Origin of the sequence: Vibrio sp. RE88, assembly GCF_013113835.1 — a bacterium.
Taxonomy (GTDB): Bacteria; Pseudomonadota; Gammaproteobacteria; order Enterobacterales; family Vibrionaceae; genus Vibrio.
Genome location: NZ_VTYQ01000014.1, coordinates 54,911 through 73,141 on the forward strand (window position 1 = coordinate 54,911; position 18,231 = coordinate 73,141).

The 18,231-nt window shown below is 45.9% G+C and carries 21 protein-coding genes; 9 read left to right on the plus strand and 12 right to left on the minus strand.

Annotation, left to right across the window (positions count from 1 at the left end; all coding sequences use genetic code 11):
• Positions 1–14 precede the first annotated feature (14 nt).
• Both pyrI and F0265_RS22565 read left to right on the plus strand, forming a co-directional pair.
• Entirely contained in the window at positions 15–476 is a 462-nt protein-coding gene (pyrI, locus tag F0265_RS22560; protein WP_006963135.1) for an aspartate carbamoyltransferase regulatory subunit, read from the plus strand.
• A gap of 127 nt (positions 477–603) precedes the next feature.
• Positions 604–993, plus strand: coding sequence for a RidA family protein (locus tag F0265_RS22565; RefSeq protein WP_004747250.1), 390 nt, complete (start codon positions 604–606; stop codon positions 991–993).
• 56 nt (positions 994–1,049) lie between these two features.
• On the opposite strand, the gene F0265_RS22570 is transcribed toward F0265_RS22565, so the two are convergent.
• Entirely contained in the window at positions 1,050–1,241 is a 192-nt protein-coding gene (locus F0265_RS22570) for a hypothetical protein (protein WP_171750426.1), read from the minus strand.
• A gap of 100 nt (positions 1,242–1,341) precedes the next feature.
• Positions 1,342–2,274, minus strand: a complete 933-nt coding sequence (mdh, locus tag F0265_RS22575) for a malate dehydrogenase (RefSeq protein ID WP_019274196.1) — start codon at positions 2,272–2,274, stop codon at positions 1,342–1,344.
• A 330-nt stretch (positions 2,275–2,604) separates the two neighbouring features.
• Here mdh and argR point away from each other — a divergent pair, with 330 nt between their 5' ends.
• From argR to F0265_RS22600, 5 genes are all read left to right on the plus strand, one after another.
• On the plus strand, positions 2,605–3,075 hold the full coding sequence (gene argR / locus F0265_RS22580; protein ID WP_006963138.1) for a transcriptional regulator ArgR: 471 nt from the start codon (positions 2,605–2,607) through the stop codon (positions 3,073–3,075).
• Between the two features lie 335 nt (positions 3,076–3,410).
• Positions 3,411–4,379, plus strand: a complete 969-nt coding sequence (locus F0265_RS22585; protein ID WP_006963140.1) for a TAXI family TRAP transporter solute-binding subunit — start codon at positions 3,411–3,413, stop codon at positions 4,377–4,379.
• A 228-nt stretch (positions 4,380–4,607) separates the two neighbouring features.
• Positions 4,608–7,187 (plus strand): TRAP transporter permease, encoded by a 2,580-nt coding sequence (locus F0265_RS22590; protein WP_171750427.1) that lies wholly within the window; start codon positions 4,608–4,610, stop codon positions 7,185–7,187.
• A gap of 134 nt (positions 7,188–7,321) precedes the next feature.
• Positions 7,322–7,759: a universal stress protein gene (locus F0265_RS22595; RefSeq protein ID WP_006963142.1), complete on the plus strand. Its 438-nt coding sequence runs from the start codon at positions 7,322–7,324 to the stop codon at positions 7,757–7,759.
• A gap of 144 nt (positions 7,760–7,903) precedes the next feature.
• Positions 7,904–8,296, plus strand: coding sequence for a DUF2061 domain-containing protein (locus tag F0265_RS22600; protein ID WP_171750428.1), 393 nt, complete (start codon positions 7,904–7,906; stop codon positions 8,294–8,296).
• Between the two features lie 6 nt (positions 8,297–8,302).
• Here F0265_RS22600 and F0265_RS22605 read toward each other — a convergent pair whose 3' ends face one another.
• Entirely contained in the window at positions 8,303–9,103 is an 801-nt protein-coding gene (locus F0265_RS22605; protein WP_171750429.1) for a hypothetical protein, read from the minus strand.
• 134 nt (positions 9,104–9,237) lie between these two features.
• The gene (gene rraB / locus F0265_RS22610) at positions 9,238–9,651 is read right to left on the minus strand and encodes a ribonuclease E inhibitor RraB (protein WP_006963145.1); all 414 of its coding nucleotides are present in this window, start codon (positions 9,649–9,651) and stop codon (positions 9,238–9,240) included.
• Positions 9,652–10,216: 565 nt separating this feature from the next.
• Between rraB and arcA the strand changes: the two genes are divergently transcribed.
• The gene (gene arcA / locus F0265_RS22615; RefSeq protein WP_171750430.1) at positions 10,217–11,446 is read left to right on the plus strand and encodes an arginine deiminase; all 1,230 of its coding nucleotides are present in this window, start codon (positions 10,217–10,219) and stop codon (positions 11,444–11,446) included.
• Positions 11,447–11,577: 131 nt separating this feature from the next.
• On the opposite strand, the gene F0265_RS22620 is transcribed toward arcA, so the two are convergent.
• The 8 genes from F0265_RS22620 to mlaF form a co-directional block, all read right to left on the minus strand.
• Positions 11,578–12,318 (minus strand): 1-acylglycerol-3-phosphate O-acyltransferase, encoded by a 741-nt coding sequence (locus tag F0265_RS22620; protein ID WP_171750431.1) that lies wholly within the window; start codon positions 12,316–12,318, stop codon positions 11,578–11,580.
• Positions 12,319–12,430: 112 nt separating this feature from the next.
• Positions 12,431–13,696, minus strand: a complete 1,266-nt coding sequence (gene murA, locus F0265_RS22625) for a UDP-N-acetylglucosamine 1-carboxyvinyltransferase (protein WP_095562139.1) — start codon at positions 13,694–13,696, stop codon at positions 12,431–12,433.
• Between the two features lie 9 nt (positions 13,697–13,705).
• On the minus strand, positions 13,706–13,960 hold the full coding sequence (gene ibaG / locus F0265_RS22630) for a BolA family iron metabolism protein IbaG (protein WP_006963149.1): 255 nt from the start codon (positions 13,958–13,960) through the stop codon (positions 13,706–13,708).
• Between the two features lie 13 nt (positions 13,961–13,973).
• The gene (locus F0265_RS22635; protein ID WP_171750432.1) at positions 13,974–14,282 is read right to left on the minus strand and encodes an STAS domain-containing protein; all 309 of its coding nucleotides are present in this window, start codon (positions 14,280–14,282) and stop codon (positions 13,974–13,976) included.
• On the minus strand, positions 14,279–14,920 hold the full coding sequence (locus F0265_RS22640; RefSeq protein WP_171750433.1) for a phospholipid-binding protein MlaC: 642 nt from the start codon (positions 14,918–14,920) through the stop codon (positions 14,279–14,281). Before F0265_RS22640 ends, F0265_RS22635 begins: the two co-directional genes overlap by 4 nt.
• Before the next feature lie 2 nt (positions 14,921–14,922).
• Positions 14,923–15,414 carry an outer membrane lipid asymmetry maintenance protein MlaD gene (gene mlaD / locus F0265_RS22645; protein ID WP_171750434.1) on the minus strand — a complete coding sequence of 164 codons (492 nt, stop codon included), beginning with the start codon at positions 15,412–15,414 and terminating at the stop codon, positions 14,923–14,925.
• A 2-nt stretch (positions 15,415–15,416) separates the two neighbouring features.
• Entirely contained in the window at positions 15,417–16,208 is a 792-nt protein-coding gene (mlaE, locus tag F0265_RS22650; protein ID WP_006963153.1) for a lipid asymmetry maintenance ABC transporter permease subunit MlaE, read from the minus strand.
• Positions 16,208–17,002, minus strand: a complete 795-nt coding sequence (gene mlaF / locus F0265_RS22655; RefSeq protein ID WP_171750435.1) for a phospholipid ABC transporter ATP-binding protein MlaF — start codon at positions 17,000–17,002, stop codon at positions 16,208–16,210. Before mlaF ends, mlaE begins: the two co-directional genes overlap by 1 nt.
• A 235-nt stretch (positions 17,003–17,237) precedes the next feature.
• Between mlaF and F0265_RS22660 the strand changes: the two genes are divergently transcribed.
• Complete coding sequence (locus F0265_RS22660; protein ID WP_065740784.1) at positions 17,238–18,209, plus strand: calcium/sodium antiporter; 972 nt, start codon at positions 17,238–17,240, stop codon at positions 18,207–18,209.
• The last annotated feature ends 22 nt before the right edge of the window (positions 18,210–18,231 follow it).

Genomic DNA, 18,231 nt, shown 5'->3' on the forward strand with positions numbered 1-18,231 from the left:
TCTGGAGAATCATCATGGCTAAAGAAACTCAATTGCAGGTTGAAGCAATCAAAAACGGCACCGTTATTGACCACATCCCAGCTCAGATTGGTATTAAAGTTCTCAAGCTCTTTTCAATGGATAAGTCAGAGCAGCGCGTGACTGTCGGCCTCAATTTGCCGTCTTCGGCACTCGGCCACAAAGACCTGCTTAAGATTGAAAATGTCTTTATCAGTGAAGAGCAAGCAAGCAAGCTCGCCTTGTACGCACCGCATGCCACGGTTAACCAAATTGAAAACTACGAGGTTGTGAAGAAGCTGGCACTCGATTTACCGGAACAGATCAATAACGTCTTTGAATGCCCTAACAGTAACTGCATTACCCACGATGAACCGGTAGAAACCAGCTTTAAAGTGTTCGAGAAGAAAGATAACGTGCGCTTAAAATGTAAGTATTGTGAGAAGGTCTTCTCACGAGAAATCGTCACTGAACGTTAATCGTCGCTTAATCACCAATTATCCATCCCTGCTCTCTGATAGCAGGGATTTTTCTTTACGCCGCCCAGCTTTCGCGGCACACTGACTTCCCTTAATTACGTTAACCCTCAACAGATGGAACATAATAATGACTAAAGTACTTCATACAGAATCCGCTCCTGCTGCTATTGGCCCATATGTACAAGGTGTAGACCTAGGTAACATGGTACTGACTTCAGGTCAGATCCCAGTAAACCCTGCAACAGGTGAAGTATCAGCAGACATCGCTGAGCAAGCTCGCCAGTCTCTGGATAACGTAAAAGCGGTGGTTGAAGCATCAGGCTTGTCTGTTACTGACATCGTTAAAATGACGGTTTTCGTCAAAGACCTCAATGACTTCGGCACAGTTAACGAAGTGTACGGTAAATTCTTCGATGAGCACAACGTAGCAAACTACCCTGCACGTTCATGTGTGGAAGTGGCTCGTCTACCTAAAGATGTGGGTATCGAAATTGAAGCCATTGCTGTTCGTAAGTAATGAGCAAATACCATAAAAAAAGCGAGCATTGAGCTCGCTTTTTTTATGGTCAAGAATCAATAGTACTTGTCACAACCTATATGCAGTTGTGGGTCATCCATTAATTCGCTGATGTCTGCGGCAAACTGCTGGTGGGACTCTCGCTCCTCTATAAGAATCGCATGGCTCTTCTCATCAACGGCCAAGACTCTTCCAACGCCTTGTTTGCATTCCACCAGCATGCCTTTTTCGATCTGCGTGATATCCATATTCTACCCTCCTTACCACATTATAAGTTTACATCCTGAAGGGTAAAAAGGATCAAAAAAGCCGACTCGAGAGTCGGCTTCAATAAAACGTGTATCTGGCTTACTTAACGAAATCCACACCCGTTTGGATGTCGCCGTTTAGTGTTTCTAACATGCCATCAAGTGCTGATTTTTCGAATGCACTCAGTTCACCGTAGCTTAGGATCTCTTCAACGCCGTCTTTACCCAGCTTCACTGGTTGTGCAAAGAACGGTGCGTGCTCGCCATCACCTTCTACGTAAGCGTACTCAACCACATCTTCACCTTGAAGTGCTTTCACTAGAGCAAGACCGAATCGGCACGCCGCCTGACCCATAGACAGAGTTGCGCTACCGCCACCCGCTTTGGCTTCTACGACTTCAGTACCCGCATTCTGGATACGCTTAGTCAGCGCTTCTACTTCTTCTGCTGTGAACTCAACACCTTCAACCTGAGAAAGCAGAGGAAGAATCGTTACACCTGAGTGACCACCGATAACTGGTACACGTACTTCACCTGGATCTTTATCTTTTAGATCCGCAACGAAAGTTTCAGAACGGATAACATCCAGAGTTGTCACACCGAACAGACGACGCTTATCGTAAACGCCCGCTTTCTTAAGAACTTCTGCCGCGATTGGCACGGTAGTGTTGACTGGGTTGGTGATGATACCGATCATCGCTTTAGGACAAACGTGAGCGATTTTCTCAGCAAGAGACTTAACGATACCTGCGTTGACGTTAAATAGGTCCGCACGATCCATACCTGGCTTACGTGCAACACCCGCAGAAATCAGAACAACATCTGCACCTTCAAGTGCTGGCGTTGGGTCTTCGCCGGCGTAACCTTTGATTGATACAGGCGTTGGGATGTGGCTTAGATCAGCAGCAACACCCGGAGTAACCGGAGCGATGTCGTAAAGTGCTAAATCTGAACCAGCAGGAAGGCGGTTTTTTAGTAAAAGGGCTAGGGCTTGACCGATGCCTCCAGCGGCACCAATAACGGCTACTTTCATCGTAGTTCTCCTTGAGATGAATCTCTTTATAAGTCTTGGGGTGATTTGAAATCAACGCTGTCCAAAGCTATAGCAATCACATACTGATTACAATCAATTAACGTCAGCTTTGCGACCTTGCGCAACTCAGTAACAACGTGCTACACACAAGTGTTTATTATCCTTACATTTACCTTTATTGACAAAGGGTTAAGTAATTAAAAATTGCAATCTTACATCCCTGTTTACAGTGACACGTTAGACAGATTTTAGGGATAGCATTGGCACAATGTGCATAGCTATGCGAGAATATTCACTTGATTTTTATAAAACTACGGTTGAGAGAGAACCATGCGTCATTCAGAAAAACAAGATAACCTCGTCCGTGCCTTCAAAGCGCTATTGAAAGAGGAACGTTTTGGCTCCCAGGGGGATATTGTTGAGGCTCTGAAAAATGAAGGCTTCGAAAACATCAACCAGTCTAAAGTTTCCCGTATGTTGACCAAATTCGGCGCAGTGCGTACTCGCAACGCCAAAATGGAGATGGTTTACTGCTTACCTGCGGAATTGGGTGTGCCAACAGTGTCCAGTTCTTTGCGCGAACTGGTACTGGATATTGACCGCAACAATGCTTTAGTGGTAATCCATACGGGTCCAGGCGCCGCTCAGCTTATCGCTCGCCTGCTGGACTCGTTAGGTAAAGCAGAAGGTATTTTAGGCGTGGTGGCTGGTGACGATACCATTTTCATCACTCCGACACTGAATATGACCACGGAACAATTGTTCAATTCAGTCTGCGAACTATTTGAATATACTGGATAAGTTTCAGATATAAGTCATTATTATTGAGTCACTTGAGAACATTATTCTTGTGACTCAAATCACATCTTAGATAAATCTCTTCTTCTAAATACACACTAAGCTAAGCCCTTGATTCACCAATGGTTTAACCTGCTAAGTCAGGTTAAATTTTCGCGCAAAAACCAGCCAATTTCGCTACATTTTTTAACAATCGTGTAATTATGTGCCAATTTTTTGGTATTATTCAGCCACTTTTTCAACATACGGATTGAAAAAGATGCCGTTTCCATAATAGGAAACTCCCGTAGCGACTACACTTGCTATGGGGTTAATAATGAATAAAGGAAGGGAAATTCATGGCATTGAACAAACTTATTAAAGTTGGTGCTATTGCAGCTGCTGTAATGGGTGCTGGCGCGGTTAACGCTCAAGAGTTCATCACTATTGGTACTGGTTCTGTAACTGGTGTTTACTACCCAACTGGTGGTGCAATTTGTAAGCTGGTTAACAAAGGCCGTAAAGATCACAACATTCGTTGTTCTGTAGAATCGACAGGTGGTTCGATCTACAACGTCAACACTATCCGTGCGGGCGAACTGGACTTCGGTATCGTTCAGTCTGACTGGCAGTACCATGGTTACAACGGTACAAGTAAGTTTGCGGAACAAGGCCCGTACAAAGAGCTACGTGCAATGTTCTCTCTACACACAGAACCATTCAACATCATCGCTCGTTCTGACTCGGGTATCGAAAACGTTGCTGACCTGAAAGGCAAGCGCGTAAACATCGGTAACCCAGGTTCTGGTGACCGTGCGACTATGGGTGTAGTAATGGAAGCAATGGGCTGGACTAACGACAGCTTCAAACTTGCTTCTGAGCTAAAAGGTTCTGAGCGTTCACAAGCCTTGTGTGACAACAAAATCGACGCGTTCGTTTATGTTGTTGGCCATCCAAACGGATCAATCAAAGAAGCAACCACTTCATGTGATGCGAAGCTAGTTTCAGCGACTGGCGCGAAAATCGATGAAATCGTTGCAGACAACCCATACTACGCATTCAGTACAGTTCCAGCGGGCATGTACCGTGGTACAGATAAAGACGTAAACAGCTTTGGTGTTGCCGCTACTATGGTAACGACTACTAACGTTTCTGACGAAGTGGCTTACAACGTTGCAAAATCTGTATTCGAGAACTTCGATACCTTTAAGCGTCTGCACCCTGCGTTTGCAAACCTTAAGAAAGAAGACATGGTGAAAGCTGGTCTTTCTATCCCTCTACACCCAGGTGCTGAGAAATACTACAAAGAAGTAGGTCTACTTAAGTAACCTCTCTTTGTTCACCAAGGAGGTTACAGCCTCTTTGGTGCACCAAGCTCTAAGGTATTGAGCAATATCATATTATTTGGAGTTTCACATTTTTGAAACTCCTCTTTATTTCTATCTACCAAAAACTTACAACTGAGCAATATTTCATCTTTTCACTAAACTGAAAGATGCAAAATCAGGTTCTGACAATCATAAAAAGACAGGCCATTTATAATAAGGATTAAGTTCATGTCGAAGACAACATCTCCGTCTCAAGACGTGCAAGAAATGGTAGCTCAAGCCGATACAGGTGCCCGTGCCCCACTGGGGATTCCTGGCCGCATCCTATGGTTTGTGCCGCTATGTTGGTCATTATTCCAACTTTGGTACGCATCCCCTCTGCCGTTCATATTTAATTTTGGCGTACTCAACGACACTGAAGCACGTTCGATACATTTGATGTTTGCCGTGTTCCTAGCGTTTACCGCTTACCCCGCTCTGAAAACCTCTCCTCGTGACCGAATTCCTGCTCTGGATTGGCTACTTGCGTTAGCTGGCAGTTTCTCCGCAGCGTATATCTATATTTTCTACACCGAGCTGGCTGGCCGCTCAGGGGCTCCAACAACATTTGATATTGTTGTTGCAGTCATGGGTATGGTGCTGCTACTTGAAGCAACACGCCGTGCACTGGGTCCACCACTGATGGTTGTTGCAGCCGTCTTCTTATTGTACACCTTTGGCGGCCCGTACATGCCAGATGTTATCGCTCACAAAGGGGCAAGCCTTAACAAGGCTATGTCTCACCTGTGGCTAACAACAGAAGGTGTATTTGGTGTTGCTTTGGGCGTATCAACGTCATTCGTATTCCTATTCGTACTGTTCGGCGCCATGCTAGAACGTGCGGGTGCGGGTGCGTACTTCATTAAAGTCGCTTTCTCTCTACTTGGCCATATGAAAGGCGGCCCAGCAAAAGCGGCCGTTGTGGCATCAGGTTTGTCTGGTCTGGTTTCTGGTTCTTCCATTGCCAACGTAGTAACGACTGGTACCTTCACTATCCCGTTAATGAAACGTGTTGGTTTCCCGGGAACGAAAGCAGGTGCAGTAGAAGTTGCCGCTTCAACCAACGGTCAGCTAACGCCACCTATCATGGGCGCAGCTGCATTCTTGATGGTTGAATATGTCGGTATCTCATATGTAGAGGTGATTAAGGCCGCGATTCTTCCAGCTCTAATCTCATACATCGCTCTGATCTACATTGTTCATCTAGAAGCGTGTAAAGCGGGCATGACTGGCCTTCCGCGTCGTCACAATCCGACGCTAATCGCGAGCTTGCTGTCATTTACTGGCACCATCCTCGGCTTGTGTGTCATCAGTGCAGTGGTGTACTACGGTATCGGGTGGACAAAAGACGTCTTCGGTGACGCAGCAACACCAATCGTCACCGTTGCGCTCCTCCTTTCTTACGTCGGCTTGGTCAATGTCTCAGCCAAATATGCCAAAGAAGGGGCGATTGAAATTGATGCTGAATTGACTGAAGTGCCGGATCCAGGTCCAACAATTAAATCGGGCTTGCACTACCTGCTACCAATTGTGGTACTGGTATGGTGTTTAACGGTAGAGCGTTTCTCGCCAGGTTTGTCTGCGTTTTGGGCAACGGTATTCATGATCTTTATCCTGATTACTCAACGTCCTCTAATGGCCGTAATGTCAAAGCAAGGTTCTATTGCTGAGCAAACCAAAGAAGGCTTTATTGATTTGCTAGAGAGCCTAGTCTCGGGTGCACGTAACATGATCGGTATCGGTGTGGCCACTGCAGCAGCTGGTACGGTTGTTGGTGTTGTCACACTTACGGGTATCGGTCTCGTGATGACGGATTTCGTCGAGTTTATCTCGGGCGGTAACATTATCCTGATGCTACTGTTCACCGCAGTGATCAGTCTAATCTTGGGTATGGGTCTACCGACGACTGCAAACTACATCGTAGTTTCTACGTTGATGGCACCTGTTATCGTGACTCTGGGTGCACAAAGCGGCTTGATCATCCCTCTAATCGCCGTTCACTTGTTTGTGTTCTACTTCGGTATTCTGGCGGATGATACACCTCCGGTTGGTTTGGCGGCCTTCGCAGCAGCGGCTATCGCTAAATCGGATCCGATTCGAACAGGTATCCAGGGCTTTACCTACGATATTCGTACCGCCATCTTGCCATTTATGTTCATCTTCAACACCCAGCTTCTTTTGATGGGTATTGATAGTTGGTGGCATTTGTTGCTCACGATCATATCTTCCGTCATCGCAATGCTGATATTCTCTGCAGCAACACAAGGCTGGTGGTTTACGAAGAACAAGTGGTGGGAAACCGTTCTGCTCTTGGCTCTGACGTTTACTTTCTTCCGCCCTGGTTTCTGGTGGGATCAAATTTACCCAGCCAAAGTACTTCACCCAGGTACAGAGATCGCGCAAATCACTGAACAGCTACCAGTTGGTCAAGAGATTGAGCTTCTTGTTGCCGGTGAGAACCTTGAAGGTGATTTCATTTCGAAGACCGTACGACTGCCATTCGAGGACAGTGCGAAGTCCGGTGAAGATCGTATCTCATCTATGGGTCTGATGCTGAATAACAGCAATGGTCGCATGTTGGTGGACATGGTCGAGTTCGGTAGCCCAGCAGAAGCAGCTGGCGTTGATTTCGACTGGGAAATTCGCTCTGTCGTGGTAGATGCAGATCGACCAATGAAAGAGTGGGTCTTCGTTCCTGCACTGCTACTGCTCATCGGTCTAGGCATGAACCAGAGAAGACGAGCTCGTAAGGATGAACTGAGCGCGTAACTTAGTTAGCCTCGCTCCACAGAAGGAAGTGAGGCTACACTTATACTAAACCACTTAATTTCAGTGGATTTGGTATCAACTAAGGATACATATCTCAGCCATTTCCATGGTTGAGACTGAATAGAGAGCTATCGATGTATAAGCAAATTCTTGTTCCTGTCGATCTGAACGACAAAGGCTTTTCTGATAAAGCACTTGAACTGGCTGTCTGGCACGCCAAGCACTCCAATGCTCAAGTTCATCTTCTGAACGTATTACCAGGTATTCACATGTCAATGGTTGCGACCTACTTTCCAAAGGATGCCGCAGCGAAAATGAAAAATGACGTTGAGAATCAGCTGAAACAGTTCGCTGTCCAGCACATTCCTGAAGAAGTCGTCTATAAAGCGCACGTAGCTGAAGGCAAGGCGTACGCTACTATTCTCGACTACGCAGAAAAGCTCGGTGCTGACCTGATTGTGATGCCAAGCCATAAGCGTTCTAAACTGGATAAAGTGGTATTAGGCTCCGTCGCCAGTAAAGTGGTTCAGAACTCACCAATCAATGTCTTAGTGGTAAAACCGCAAGGCTAAGTGGACCGAATAAAGACAAAAGGCGCTCAACTGAGCGCCTTTTTTAATAGTTATTAACGATTGATATTATAGTTTTAATCGAATTTAACTAATGATAATGATTATCAATAATGATCCTATCAACACTAAAGACTGGATCACATCATGAAAAAGACACTCACCTTTGCTGCTATTCACTTCACAATCGCGTTCACTGTCGCGTATCTATTAACGGGTGATATCTTGATCGGCAGTCTGATTGCCATGATCGAACCTATGGTAAACACCGTTGCGTTTTATTTTCATGAACGAGTGTGGCAAGCCTCACCCCAGCTGAAAAAACGTGAGAACGCTACCGCGTTGAAAACCACCAGCTTTGCCGTTGTACACTTTAGTGTGGCGTTCAGTGTGGCTTATCTTTTGACTGGTAGCTGGCTAGTCGGTGGAATTATGGCTGCGATTGAACCAAGTATTAATACTCTCGCCTATTACTTCCATGAACGAGTGTGGCAGCGCAAACAACGCCCGCTATTTTCACAGCAAGCCGCTCATGTTTGAAAACAGCTACACCGGGAAATGGGTCACACAGAGATCTTCACTCAATCCGATGTTAAATTTCTGCGTTTGACCATCCAACATCACTTCTAGCTGATACAGATCGTTAGGATCAGGCTGGCTGGCATCGAAATAGATTGGCGCTTCGACCTGAAACAGAGCGCTCGCATGATCATTTCGAACATCGATAGGCAGGTGATACGTCATTCCATTGAACTTAACCGACGCAGATATCAGCCCCGGTGAATAGGTTTTGTAATGCAGATCGACCATAAACTCACAGCCACCGCCGTGGTGCCAGATCTGCTCAGTGACAACATGATCTAAACGCACATGACGGATAAACTGCAGGTAAGGCTCTTTCCAGATACCCACTCGTGAATCAAACCTTTGGTGAGGTTGTTCACCTAAAGGACAAATATCCAGTCTGTCCTCTTCAAATAAAAGCTCTTCTTCCTCTTCAAGAAATAGGATCTCAAAACGATTTCGACCTAATTGCATGTATGGGCGAATGTCCTTTTTGTATTCCGCCTGTGAGCCATCACAATCAAACAACGCGATACCATTAAGTCGCACTTCAGCATGGTAATCTACACCACCGAGCACCAAGTCAACGGCTGGAAATGCCAGCATCGCCTCGTCCACTTCAATATCGTGCATCAAGTGCCACTCTTGCTCCGCAATCTCTTGTTCGGACAATGCATCAGGTAGCCGCGCACTCAACGCTGCAGGAAAAGTAATATCATCCTGAGGAACAGAAAGGTCAGTAAGCGGAGAGATCTGCCATAAGCCTGCGAGTGATAGCTGCATGTTTCCCTTAATAAAATTGCGCTAGATCAAGTTTGGGTGATTATAAAGAATCGTCTGAATGAAAGATACTTATCCCTCGACGAATTACAGCGACAAAAAAAACCAGCCATTAGGCTGGTTTCTTCAACAACTCGTTACTCTTCGTCGTCATCTTCTTCTGGGTACAGCGCATCTTCGCCTTCGTAGTAGGTACCCCATCCGTCGTAGATGATGTCGTATTTCTCTGCAAGGTGAATCAGCTTCTCTACTTGAGCATCAATCGCTTCTGCATCAAGGGCAGATTCCATTGTAGCGTCACAACACAGCAGTTTGTTGCCATCTTCATCTTCTGTTTCTTCAGCTTCCAATACTTCAAAGCCCATTTTAAACGCTTCAACAACGGCTTTTTCCAGCGTATCGAAATCTTCTGCAAACAAGTGATGTTCAATTTCATACAAGGCATCTGGATCACTGCCATCTTCACGTAAGGCTTGGATGATCTCGCGAGTCTCTTCCTTTTGAATCTCAATTAATTCTTCAACTGATAGATATTCGTCTTCATGAGACATAAGTCGGCTCCAGATAGTGACAACATTGATCGATTTTTACCGCAACGGAATATCGCATGGATCCAGTGAAATTACTACCCGCAATCCATTCGGATCGTCATCTTTATTGAGGTCATGATTAATGATCTCATCGGATCCAGCTCACAACATCGGAAACTTAACATTTTTTTATCATCATTGTGATTCAGAATTATCTGTGGTCGTCGATCACAGTTTCCCGCCCTTAGTTATGCGTTTTTATTTTTCATTGCTGCATATCTTAGGAAAAATGAGATCTGCATAGAAATATACCTTTCTGTCACCAGTTGGCAAAGTTGTGAATAGCTATGCTGAATTCAATTTTAATTTGTCAAAATTTCTCCAATGGCGTGACGAATAGAGTCGCAAAGTCAGCGCACATATTTCACGGCTACATTTTCAGATAAAAAAGTTACCTTTGGTAAATTTTACAAAACTTAAAACCATTAAAATAACAAAAACCAGTTTTTGAAGCCAACATTACCGCTTGCATCTTGATAACAACCTTGTCATAAATACGCACTGGATATTATTGTAAGGATGCAAAATGAGTAAGTTGTACGTAGGCTCAGAAGTAGGCCAGTTAAGACGTGTATTGTTAGCCCGACCAGAGCGAGCGTTAACCCACCTCACCCCTTCAAACTGCCATGAGCTACTGTTTGACGATGTTCTTGCTGTGGAAGCCGCAGGTGAAGAACATGATCAGTTTGCACAAACTCTGACGAAGCAAGGGGTTGAAGTATTACTGCTTCACGATCTCCTAGTAGAAACTTTGGCAGTAAAAGAAGCCAAAGAGTGGTTACTGGATACTCAGATCTCTGACTTCCGCTACGGTCCGACGTTTGCTCGCGATCTACGCCATTACTTGTCGGATATGGATAATGAGCACTTAGCAACGATCTTGCTCGGTGGCTTGGCTTATTCAGAGCTGCCAATTCAGTCTTCGTCAATGCTACCTAAGATGCATCGTCCGCTGGACTTTGTTATCGAGCCACTACCAAACCATCTCTTCACTCGTGACACTTCATGTTGGGTTTATGGCGGTGTATCTCTTAACCCGATGATGAAACCAGCCCGTCAACGTGAGACGAACCATCTAAGAGCGATTTATCGCTGGCACCCAGTCTTCGCCGGGCAAGATTTCATCAAATACTTTGGTGATGAAGATCTGCATTACGACAACGCCAATATTGAAGGCGGTGACGTACTGGTTATCGGTAAAGGTGCGGTGTTGGTCGGTATGTCTGAACGTACGACGGCACAAGGTGTTGAGAACTTAGCGGCAAACCTATTTAAGAACGGTCAAGCCAAAGAAGTGATTGCCATCGATTTGCCAAAACACCGTTCTTGCATGCATTTAGATACGGTCATGACCCATATGGATATTGACACTTTCTCCGTTTACCCAGAGATCATGCGTAAAGACCTTGATACTTGGCGTCTGACTCCTAAAGGAGACAGCGAAGACGGTGAAATGAAAGTCGAGCAAGTTCCAAGCTACACTCACGCGATTGAAGAAGCGCTTGGTGTCGATTACCTCAAGATCATCACAACAGGTGGTGACAACTATGAAGCGGAACGTGAGCAGTGGAATGACGCGAACAACGTTCTCACTGTGAAGCCAGGCGTAGTAATTGGCTATGAACGCAACGTCTACACTAACGAGAAGTACGACAAAGCTGGTATCGAGGTTCTGACCATTCCAGGTAATGAACTGGGTCGCGGCCGCGGTGGCGCTCGTTGTATGAGCTGCCCAATTGAGCGTGACGATATCTAGCGATAAGCAACAAATACAGAGAGGGTTGGCGTGAAAGCGCCAACCCTTTTTTTTAGATAATGATTATCACCAGAGACAAAAAAGCCCCAGTCTATACTGAGGCCATATTTCGTTATTTCATTTACTAGAAGTTAAGCTTTTACGCCCGCTTGCTGATTGAGCATTGCTACTTCTTTATCCAGAGATTCGAGCTTATCTTTCATCTGTTCACGACATAAATTTGCCAGCTCGCGGATATTTTCCTTACCGTATTGTTCGGTACTGATAGGTGGCAGCATTTCGACAATCACATGGCCGTTATTCCAGCGGTTGATCTTAAGCCCACTGGTAGAGCTGCAGACAATAGGAACGATAGGCAATTTAGCGCCAATCGCAGCGTGGAACGCGCCCGTCTTAAACGGCAATAAGCCACGGCCACGTGAACGGGTTCCTTCTGGGAACATCCACACAGAAACGTCACTTTGATTCATGCTGTCAACCACCTGATCAATCGTCCCTTTCGCTTTAGAACGGTTAGCACGATCAATCAGAATGTTGCCCGTCAGCCAGTAAAGCTGACCAAACAGCGGCATCCACGCCAAGCTCTTTTTGCCTACCGTGACAACTTTTGGCGTCACAGCAGATGAAACGGTAAACAAATCCCAGTTGTTCTGGTGGTTAGCAATATAAATGTGCTGGCCACGTATGTATGCGTCCTCTGGTAAACGCAGTTCTAATGTGATGCCAAATACGCGTGACATCTTGCCAAACAGGCGACCAAAGGTAAAAACGTGTTTTGGGTTACGCGGACTCAGTAAACAATAGCCGCACCCAAACACAAACATCACAATTGCAAAAATCGCGACAGCTAATACACGTAGTAGTGCAATCATTGGTTGTTCTCCAAGAACAAAACAGTCAATAACATATGCCCCAGACTCTAACTGATCTAGCGCTCATAAAAAAGCCGAAACTCTCGTTTCGGCTTACAAATGTTAGCTGAGGTTAGTGAGAGTCCCGAAAGCGCTCTATATTGGCCCCGAGAGCCGACAATTTGTCTTCAATTTTATCGTAGCCACGATCGATGTGGTAAATACGATCAACAATTGTCTCACCATTCGCAATACAGCCGGCGATAACTAAACTCGCTGAAGCGCGTAAATCCGTCGCCATTACCTGAGCTCCGCTGAGTTCTTCTACGTCACCACAAATCACTGTGTTGCCTTCGATTTCAGCTTTAGCGCCCATACGCATTAATTCAGGCACGTGCATAAAACGGTTTTCAAAAATGGTTTCGGTGATCACACCACCCCCTTTCGCCATCAGATTAAGCAGAGTGAACTGAGCCTGCATATCTGTCGGGAAACCTGGGTGTGGCGCGGTACGCACTGTCACCGCTTTCAGCTCGCGATCTGTCATGTCGACAGAAATCCAGTCTTCGCCCGTCTCAACTTTCGCACCGGCTTCTTCCAGCTTAGCCAACACAGCTTCAAGGAGTTGAGCCTTGGTATTGCGACACACAACTTTACCGCCAGAAACGGCAGCAGCAACAAGGAAAGTCCCTGTCTCAATACGGTCAGCAACGACAGCATGTTGACCACCGCCAAGACGCTCTACACCTTCAATAATGATGGTGTCAGTACCTGCACCTGAGATTTTAGCACCAAGCGTGTTCAGGAATTCAGCCGTATCAACAATTTCCGGTTCACGCGCGGCGTTATCCAGTACTGTCTTACCTTCAGCCAGAGTCGCAGCACACATAATCGTAATCGTTGCGCCTACACTGACCTTATCCATCACAATGTGCGCACCTTTCAGACGGCCATCGACGTTAGCTTTAACGTAGCCATCTTCCAGTGTAATTGTTGCACCTAACTGTTCTAGGCCGTGGATGTGCAGATCCACAGGACGTGCACCGATGGCACAACCGCCAGGTAAAGAGACTTGACCTTGACCAAAACGCGCCACCAATGGACCTAATGCCCAGATAGATGCACGCATGGTTTTAACTAAATCATAAGGAGCGCAATATTCATTAATACTGCTCGGGTCAACGTGTACAGAACCATTACGTTCTACTTTGGCACCTAGACGCTTGAGCAATTCCATCGTCGTGTCGATATCACGCAGATGCGGCACGTTGGCTACTTCAACGGGCTCTTCCGCTAAAATAGATGCGAAAAGAATTGGCAATGCTGCGTTTTTCGCACCAGAGATTGTGACTTCACCAACCAGAGGTTGCTTTGACCCTTTTACTCGAAACTTATCCATCATTAACCCTTACAGTGACATCAACTTCTTATCACGCGCCCACTCTTCTGGAGAGTAAGCTTTAATGGACACAGCATGGATGTCATTTCTTTGGATATATTCCATCAATGGAGCGTAAATCAGTTGTTGCTTCTTAACGCGGCTCATTCCTTCGAAACTAGCATCAACAGCGACCACTTCATAATGGCTGCCTTCACCTTTAACGTGTAGCTCTTCCAGGTTAAGTGCTTCTTCTAAAATCTGTTGTACTTTTGCGCTATCCACAATTCACCCCTGTTTAATTCTTTAAATGCCCGTCGATAAACTCTTCGACATTACTCAACTGAAATAAAGTTAGCAGTTGTTTTGGCACGAAGCTGAGCATTATATGACAGTTTTGCTTTTTTGCATGCTCTAATAGATGAATTAGCATAACCATACCCGCTGAATCGACTCTTTCGACCTGTTCTAGGCTGATTTCTATCGTCGAGCGGGTCACCTTCCAGTTACATAATGAGCGCCATAAGGCGGGTACCGACTCTCTATCCAGCGCGCCAGTAATTTGGTAGTGGCCATCAGACACACTTAGCCATTGTTTGGCACTCATTTCTCTTTACCTTCAAAACGAATTGGCTGTGCAGCGAGGTCTTCCAAATCTTTCGCTACCGCAAGAATACCTTCCTGACGTAACTTGCCACTCCATTCAGACTGTTTGCTTGATAACAGGCTGATGCCCTCTGCAATCATATCAAACGCCTTCCACTCACCACTCTTTTTGTCCTTACGAAGTTTGAACTCAAGTTTGATGTTTGGACGTGGGGTATCAATGATTTCAACTTTAACGCCGGTGATGCTCTTTTTAGGACTGATGTTCGGTTCTGGACCAAATTCAATTTCCTGATTGGTGTATTGAGTCAACACTTGAGCATACGAACTAACAAGGTACGCACGAAACGCTTGAATGAAGGTACCAACATCCTCTCGCTTTGCCCCTTTCAGGTTAGGGCCTAATAGCTTAAGTGCCGCATACTTTTCATTGACGTATGGCATCAGCTCTTCTTCGACAATCACTTTGAGATAGTCTGGGTCCTGATGCACTTTATCTTGCTCAGCTTTCAGTCTGGCAAATGCCTGCTCAGACACCTGCTTCATCATCTGGTATGGCTGGGTTTTATCTATTTGAGCCGCAGAAGCGGTAAACGACAGAGCAAATGTCACCAAAGTGAGTACTAACTTTTTCAACATGATTATTCCTCTTCTTTAGCCGAATCAGAACCGCCAACGCTGTACAGCACCTGGCCGATCAAATCTTCCAATACGAGAGCGGATTTAGTGTCTTCAATATAATCACCCTCCACCAGCATTTGCTCGTCATCAAAAACAAAGCCCGGAGTTAAACCAATGTACTGCTCGCCAATAAGGCCAGAAGTTAAGATCTTAACGCTGGAGGTTTCTGGAAATTGGTTGTACTGACTGCCAATCGCCATTGTCACGACAGGTAGCAAGTTTTCAGTGTCTAAACCAATATCCGTCACTCGCCCAACAACGACACCGCCTACTTTCACTGGCGAGCGGACTTTAAGACTGCCGATGTTGTCGAACTCTGCTTTCAGTGAGTAAGTATCATTTGAGCCAATGCCCTTTACGTCAGCGACTTGAAAAATCATCACCAGAATTGCGCAAATTCCAGTAAGGACAAAACTGCCGACCCATAATTCAATTTTTCTTGTTTGTTGCATACTTAGTTCCCAAACATCAATGCAGTCAGTACAAAGTCTAAACCAAGTACCGCCAATGAAGAGTGTACGACCGTGCGTGTCGTTGCTCGGCTGATGCCTTCCGAGGTCGGAATCGCATCATAGCCGTTAAACAGCGCTATCCAAGTTACGGTAATGGCAAACACCAAACTCTTAATCATGCTGTTACCAATATCTTGGCCCAATTCAACCGAAGCTTGCATCGCGGACCAGAAGCTACCATGGTCAATGCCTTTCCAATCCACACCGACCAACTGGCCACCCCAAATACCAACCGCCATAAAAATCATGGCCAGCATTGGCATGGAAATCACGCCAGCCCAGAAACGTGGCGCGATGACTCGTTTTAGTGGGTCAACTGCCATCATTTCCATACTGGATAGCTGCTCTGTCGCTTTCATCAGACCAATTTCCGCCGTCAACGCAGAGCCCGCGCGACCAGCAAACAACAATGCTGTCACCACAGGCCCCAATTCACGTAAGAGTGATAGGGCGACCATCTGGCCTAATGCGCCTTCCGCCCCGAAGTCGACCAGAATGACATAACCTTGCAGGCTCAATACCATGCCGATAAATAAGCCGGACAGCACAATAATGATCAGAGACTGGACACCAACGCTGTAGAGTTGCTTCACCAGCAAAGGTAAGTTTTGGATTGGACGAGGACGAGAAGCCAGCGCACCAAATAGCATTAAGCTGGCACGGCCAAACGACTCGCAGACACCCATCGCTCGGCGCCCTGTCGATGCGACAAAATTCGCGAAGTCAGACAACATCAGAATAGCTCCTTCGCAATAGGTTGAGCAGGATAACGAAATGGTACTGGGCCATCCGCATCTCCTTTAAGAAATTGTTGGACCTGAGGGTCAGGATTATCACGCAGCTCTTGTGGCGATCCTTTGGCTATGATTTTACCGTTAGCCAGAATATAGACCCAATCGGCAATACTCATCACTTCAGGCACATCATGAGAGACCACAATTGAGGTGACATCGAGAGCTTGGTTCAGATTGCGTATCAGCTCCACCAACACCCCCATGGTAATCGGATCCTGCCCCACAAAAGGTTCGTCGTACATAATGAGTTCAGGGTCAAGCGCGATGGCACGTGCCAGTGCAGCTCGGCGAGCCATGCCACCCGACAATTCACTTGGCATCAACTGCGATGCCCCACGAAGCCCCACCGCCTCTAATTTAAGTAACACTAAGGTTCGGATAAGCTCTTCGTTTAAGTCGGTATGTTCACGAAGTGGGAAAGCGACGTTGTCAAAAACGTTAAGATCGGTAAAAAGCGCTCCAGACTGGAACAACATACTCATCTTTTTACGCTCTTTATAGAGCTGCCTGCGGCTGAGTGACGGAATATTCTTACCGTCAAACAACACTTCTCCCTGCTCAGGGTAAAGCTGACCACCAATCAGGCGCAATAAAGTCGTCTTACCTATGCCCGAAGGTCCCATAATGGCGGTGATCTTACCTTTCGGCACATGCAAGCTAACATCGTCGAAGATCTTTCTTTCTCCACGAGAAAACGTCAGATTGTTAACGGTTACGAGATCGGATGAGGACATGGTAAACCCTGCCATAGCTTATTGAATGGGCAATCATAAGCACATTGTGTAAAAATTAAAAGCACTGTTCAATTAATTATGATTGACATTTTTATAAATGAAGTCGGTTTCATTCTAAAAATCTATTACGTCCGTCAATTTAAATGGTTAACAATTAATTGCTTCCCTTTTAGCACCTAAACCGTCAAAATTAACGGTTAAATTTATCACGTTGTACACTGAATTAAGGATCATCATGTTTGAAGCCATAGCGTTTCTCGTCGTTGGATTAATCTTTCTGGTTTGGAGCGCAGACAAGCTCGTGTTTGGTGCTGCTGCCCTAGCCCGAAATGTCGGTATTTCTCCATTGGTGATCGGTATGACCATCCTAGCGATGGGTTCTTCGGCACCAGAAATGATGGTGTCAGCGACTGCGGCACTGGACGGTAAAACGGATACCGCTGTCGGTAACGTTCTAGGTTCTAATATCGCTAACATTGCCTTGATCCTAGGTATTACCGCGATGATAAAGCCACTTTCTATTAGTTCTGCGGTTTTACGCCGTGAACTGCCGTTGATGATCGGTGTCACTATCCTTGCCGGTGTTTTGCTTTGGGATAGCCACTTAGGCTTTTATGAAGGCGTTCTGCTGTTCGTCCTGTTTGCAGCCTTTATCCTTGCTATGCTGAGAATCAGCAAAAAAGAGAAAAACAGCGGCAGCCCTGATCCGTTATTAGAAGAACAAGAGTCAGAAGTACCGGAAGGCGTCAGTAATGGTAAAGCGGCGATGTGGGTTGTGATTGGCTTGATTATCCTACCTATCGCGGCAGATACACTGGTTAATAACGCTGTTTACATCGCCCAGTACTTCGGTATGAGCGATCTGGTTATCGGCTTAACCATTATTGCAGTTGGCACCAGCCTACCTGAACTTGCCGCTTCGCTCGCTGGCGTAATGAAAGGCGAAGACGACATGGCAGTCGGAAACATCATTGGTTCTAACGTTTTCAACATTCTTGCCGTGATGGGGATTCCTGGCATCCTTAACCCTTCCATTCTCAGCGAATATGCCATGGGGCGTGATTTCTGGATCATGTTAGGTGTGTCGTTGCTGTTGGTTGCAATGGCATTAGGTAAATCTCGCAGTATCAACCGAATAGAAGGTGCTGTATTATTCTGCTGCTTTATTGCTTATCAGGGATACCTAATCCTGAACATGACAGCTTAAATTTAGTTTTGCCTGCCGGAGA

Bases quoted from the DNA above. Each gene is read 5' to 3' on its own strand.
- murA (WP_095562139.1), bottom strand. From the start codon at position 13,696: ATGGATAAGTTTCGAGTAAAAGGGTCAAAGCAACCTCTGGTTGGTGAA.
- F0265_RS22595 (WP_006963142.1), top strand. From the start codon at position 7,322: ATGTATAAGCAAATTCTTGTTCCTGTCGATCTGAACGACAAAGGCTTT.
- F0265_RS22600 (WP_171750428.1), top strand. From the start codon at position 7,904: ATGAAAAAGACACTCACCTTTGCTGCTATTCACTTCACAATCGCGTTC.
- rraB (WP_006963145.1), bottom strand. From the start codon at position 9,651: ATGTCTCATGAAGACGAATATCTATCAGTTGAAGAATTAATTGAGATT.
- F0265_RS22585 (WP_006963140.1), top strand. From the start codon at position 3,411: ATGGCATTGAACAAACTTATTAAAGTTGGTGCTATTGCAGCTGCTGTA.
- F0265_RS22640 (WP_171750433.1), bottom strand. From the start codon at position 14,920: ATGTTGAAAAAGTTAGTACTCACTTTGGTGACATTTGCTCTGTCGTTT.
- pyrI (WP_006963135.1), top strand. From the start codon at position 15: ATGGCTAAAGAAACTCAATTGCAGGTTGAAGCAATCAAAAACGGCACC.
- F0265_RS22660 (WP_065740784.1), top strand. From the start codon at position 17,238: ATGTTTGAAGCCATAGCGTTTCTCGTCGTTGGATTAATCTTTCTGGTT.
- F0265_RS22570 (WP_171750426.1), bottom strand. From the start codon at position 1,241: ATGGATATCACGCAGATCGAAAAAGGCATGCTGGTGGAATGCAAACAA.
- mlaD (WP_171750434.1), bottom strand. From the start codon at position 15,414: ATGCAACAAACAAGAAAAATTGAATTATGGGTCGGCAGTTTTGTCCTT.
- F0265_RS22565 (WP_004747250.1), top strand. From the start codon at position 604: ATGACTAAAGTACTTCATACAGAATCCGCTCCTGCTGCTATTGGCCCA.
- F0265_RS22620 (WP_171750431.1), bottom strand. From the start codon at position 12,318: ATGATTGCACTACTACGTGTATTAGCTGTCGCGATTTTTGCAATTGTG.
- argR (WP_006963138.1), top strand. From the start codon at position 2,605: ATGCGTCATTCAGAAAAACAAGATAACCTCGTCCGTGCCTTCAAAGCG.
- F0265_RS22605 (WP_171750429.1), bottom strand. From the start codon at position 9,103: ATGCAGCTATCACTCGCAGGCTTATGGCAGATCTCTCCGCTTACTGAC.
- mdh (WP_019274196.1), bottom strand. From the start codon at position 2,274: ATGAAAGTAGCCGTTATTGGTGCCGCTGGAGGCATCGGTCAAGCCCTA.
- F0265_RS22635 (WP_171750432.1), bottom strand. From the start codon at position 14,282: ATGAGTGCCAAACAATGGCTAAGTGTGTCTGATGGCCACTACCAAATT.
- mlaE (WP_006963153.1), bottom strand. From the start codon at position 16,208: ATGTTGTCTGACTTCGCGAATTTTGTCGCATCGACAGGGCGCCGAGCG.
- mlaF (WP_171750435.1), bottom strand. From the start codon at position 17,002: ATGTCCTCATCCGATCTCGTAACCGTTAACAATCTGACGTTTTCTCGT.
- F0265_RS22590 (WP_171750427.1), top strand. From the start codon at position 4,608: ATGTCGAAGACAACATCTCCGTCTCAAGACGTGCAAGAAATGGTAGCT.
- arcA (WP_171750430.1), top strand. From the start codon at position 10,217: ATGAGTAAGTTGTACGTAGGCTCAGAAGTAGGCCAGTTAAGACGTGTA.